Annotated in this window: 2 protein-coding genes; both read left to right on the top strand. The window is 68.1% G+C overall.

Annotated elements, in window-relative coordinates:
* The coding region (locus AB0O00_RS31430; protein ID WP_363657549.1) for a transposase at window positions 1-2,270 on the top strand (2,270 nt) is incomplete at its 5' end.
* Window positions 2,271-2,316: 46 nt separating this feature from the next.
* Window positions 2,317-3,465 (top strand): ATP-binding protein, encoded by a 1,149-nt coding sequence (locus AB0O00_RS31425; protein WP_363657547.1) that lies wholly within the window; start codon window positions 2,317-2,319, stop codon window positions 3,463-3,465.
* Window positions 3,466-4,044: the final 579 nt, after the last annotated feature.

Genomic DNA, 4,044 nt, shown 5'->3' with positions numbered 1-4,044 from the left:
GCCCGCACGTCACGTTGGCGCCGACCGCCGAGGACGTTCTGCCGGTGACGTGTCTGTACCGGGCCCTGGTCGCGGCCGGGGACTTCGCCGTCCTGGACGGGGACGGCGAACCGCAGGTCCCGGCGGGGCTGCCGCCCCTCAATGTCGTGCTGCAGGCGGCCTCCAAGGTGGATCGCACGCAGGCGCTGTGGTGGCACCGGCACATGAAGGAGGTCGACACTGGGCTGCGCCCGGGGCACCGGGTTCCGCGCCCGGGCTACGACCCCGACTCGACCACTTTGGCCCAGCGGTACGAGGCGAAGTCGGCAGAACTGGCCGCAGCGGACATCCACATCACTGCCCGCATGCTGGAGGTCAAGCGGCTGCGGTGGAAGCGGGCGAACGAGAACCCGCTGGTGCTGATCCTGGACGGCCGCAAGGGCAAGGCCCGAAAGCCAGGCGGGCGCACCGATCCGCGCCTGATCGCGCTCATACACGAGGCCGTGGCCATCCGGGCGAGGGAGTCGGGCGCAACGATCGGCAGCTACTACGAGACCGTGCTGGAGCTGCTGAACAAGCGCTACAGCAAGGAACTCAAGGACCCCGAGGAGCGCGTGCGGCTGACGCTGCCGGAGTCCACCTTCTACAAGCGCATGGACGAGCTGGGCCTGTCCAAGCAAGTTCGGGAGACGACCCGGCAGCGGTCCAGCCGGGCCAGCAAACCCCCGGCCCCGTACACCCCGACCGTCGCACTGCAGCCGGGTGCGCTGATGCAGATGGACACCACTCCCCTGCACATCAAGGCGCTCGGCGACAACGCCGAGGTGATTTCCGCCGAGGCAACCGGCCTGATCGACGTCGCCTCCAGGACCCTGGCCGCCATCATGATCGTCCCCGCGATCTGGGGTGAAGGCCGCACGGACGGGCCTCGCATCGGAGGCCGCGCCACCAAGACCATCGACCTGGTCATGACCCTGGCGCAGTGCTTCTCCCCCATGCCGACCCGGCCCGGCTGGTCGCCGCTGACCGCAGCCGCCGTCTCGGCCCTGCCCTTCGCCGACCTCCAGCAGGCCGACCCCCGCTTCACCGAGGCGACCGCGGCCCGGCCGGTCATCCACCCGCGGACCATCGTCATCGACCAGGGCAGCCCGTACGTGAGTGAGCACTTCCAGCGGGTCTGCGACTTCCTAGGCATCACCTTGCGGCACGCCCGCAAGGACACCCCGACCGACAAGCCGCTCGGAGAGCGGTTCTTCCCCACCCTCGCCGACTCCTTCAGCCAGTACGTCGCCGGCTGGACCGGGCGCAGTCACCAGCAGCGCGGGCGCGGCGTCGAACACCAGCCACTGCGCACCATCTACGAGTTGCAGGAGTGCGCCGAGGAGTGGCTGGCACTGGAGTACCAGCAGACACCCCACAAGGGCCTGCGCAGCCCCTTCACGCCGGGCAAGGTGCTGTCGCCCAACGAGATGTACCACCACCTGGTGGCGATGACCGGCTACCGGCCGCGCCCACTGTCCCCCGAGGACTCCCGTCACCTGCTGGAGCCGGCCTGGGTGACGGTCACCGACAAGGGCATCCAGATCGACAACCGCACCTACCAGAACCCCCGGGGACGCCTGCACGAGCTGACCAGGCAGCCCTCCGGACTGCTGGAGAAGGGCGACCGGTGGCAGGCCTCCTACGACCCCTACCGGCCGCAGGTAGCCTGGCTGTTCGACCACCGCGGCGACGGGGACTGGATCCGCTGCGACTTCGTCCACGCGCACCTGCTCACCAACCCCTGGACGCAATACCTGTGGGACGAGGTCAAGTTGAGGGAGCAGGAGGCTGGCCGGCCCGTCGACGAACTGGCCCTCACCCTCGCTCTGCGGGAGCGCCGCGTCCGCACCCGCAAGGGCCCCGGCCGACGGACCGGCCCGATCATCCCGTTCCAGGGCCGGCCGTTGGAGATCGAGGAGACGGAACAGGACCCGTATGCGGACCTGCCCGAGGTCGACCTCGGCGCAATCACCGCCTACCCGTCCCTTCCCGTGGCCGGCCGCGACCGGGAACCCCCGACCCCGGTCCCTCCGCCAGACGAACCCCCGACACCGCAGGACGACCCGTATGCGGGGCTGGCCGACATCGACCTGAGCACGATCACCGCCTACTCGTCCTCCCCCGCCGGACACCGCCCGCAGGCCGGCCGGAACCCGGCGTCGCCGCCGGCTCCCGCGATGCGGCCCTCGGAGAGCCACCACGAGGTCCCTCCCCAGCCAGACGGCCCCGCCCCGAAGCCTCTCGCGTGAGTCCAGGGATCCTGTCGCCTGCTCACTCCGCATCCCGAGGAGCCATATGAGAGCCCCCGCTGCCCGCCGCGCCGCCCTCGACGAACGCGTGCTCACGCACGCACAGACCACTCCGCTGCTGCCACGCTGGCTGTTCACCCTGGACGGCTGGAACTCGCACGTCCGCGAGAAGGTGGAGCGCCCGGACCTGGCCACCTGCAGCCCCGCCGGGTTCCCCCTCTCGCACGACGACCGCCGCCTGGTCTACAACAGCCACCTGCGGCTGGTGCTCTACCCCAAGTTCGAGCAAGCCCTGCTGCACGCCTTCCACACCTTCAAGGCCAACAGGCACAGGAGCGAAGGCTTCCTCGACAGGGTCATCGACGGCCCCGCCGGCACCGGGAAGTCCTACCTGCTACGGGCTATCGGACGGGAGTACCAAGCCTGGGTGGAAGGAGAAGACCTGTCCCGGGCCACCCCCAGCGTCATCCCGGTCGTCCATATCACCGTCCCCTACGACAGCGACGGCAAGGTCAACTGGATCTGGGAGATCGCCCACTTCCTCGGCCTCAACCCGCCCCCCAAGGACGACCAGGCGCTGTGGGACCAGCGACGCCTGCCGGACATGAGCATCCCGGTCACCCACGTCCTGGAACGCGCGCAGACCCGCATGTTCCTCATCGACGACATCCAGCGCACCAACGCCGACCAACTCGGGCCCGCACTGCACTACTTCGACTACCTCCGCACCAAGTTCGGCATCGGGACAATCTTCTGCGGCACCGGGGCCACCGACATCATCCAAGCCGCCCGCGTGAAGGCCGACAAGCTCAGGGACGCAACTACCGGCCTCAAGGAACGCGTCAATAAGGATCGCGTCAAAGCCGGCGCCTCCGCAGACCTCCCGAAGGAGCAGCCGGTCCGCAGCGCGTTGCCCGTGACCTGGCTCGACCCGCTCCAGTGCCATACGGCCAGCGAGCAGGAAGTCTGGCTCAAGGTCCTGAAGGGTTTCGAGGACAACCTGTGCCTGCATCATCTCAGCGAACACGCGCTGACCAAGCACGCGGAGTACCTGCACAAGCGCACCGGGGGCCACTTCAAGCACCTGTCCCACCTCGTTTGCCAGGCCGCCATCGACGCCATGGAGCAGGGCGACGAGGACATCACCCTCGAACGCCTCGCCCGCATCCACGTCGGACACAACGACGACGCATGAGGCAGATTCCGCCCACGGCCCCGTCCTGGGCCACCGCCTTGCCAGTGCATCCTCACCTGTCACACCGTCACTCACCGAGCGCGACCGCCTACAGGCGCCCCGAGGAGCGCGCCGGCATCGCTTGAGCGACGCCCTGGGCCATCACCAGTGATGCGTGGCACCTCACGCATCACACACTCAGCGCTGCTGGCATCCTCCTGAGTAGCCTCTCTGACCTGCACACATACAGCGAATCACATAAGGATTCTCGCGATAGATCCGGGATTCTCGCCCAATCAGTGGGATAGCAGGTCAGAGGCACCAGCCAGTGACCGTGTGCTTCGATCAAGATGAATACACCCAGCTCAAGTACAGCTATCCACGAACCATCTGATTCCTACTCAATCAGTGGGAGAGCACGCCAGAGCCTGACACACATACAGGGTTACAGCGATAACTCACATGCCACCGGCATGTCCGTCTCCTCCGGGTCGTCATCGGCGGCGCGGGCCTCGGCGAGGAGCTCACGGTGCACCGCGGCCGCGTTCCCGCACCACAGAACGAGGCGGGCATGCAGTTGCGGGGTGACCGTGAAACGCT

The organism is Kitasatospora sp. NPDC093558 (assembly GCF_040683475.1).
GTDB lineage: Bacteria > Actinomycetota > Actinomycetes > Streptomycetales > Streptomycetaceae > Kitasatospora.
The sequence above is the reverse complement of the archived record's forward strand: the minus strand, read 5'-3'. Positions and strand labels throughout refer to the sequence as shown.

What these genes read in the sequence shown, in the direction of transcription:
- AB0O00_RS31425 (WP_363657547.1), top strand. Translation starts at nt 2,317, where the DNA reads ATGAGAGCCCCCGCTGCCCGCCGCGCCGCCCTCGACGAACGCGTGCTC.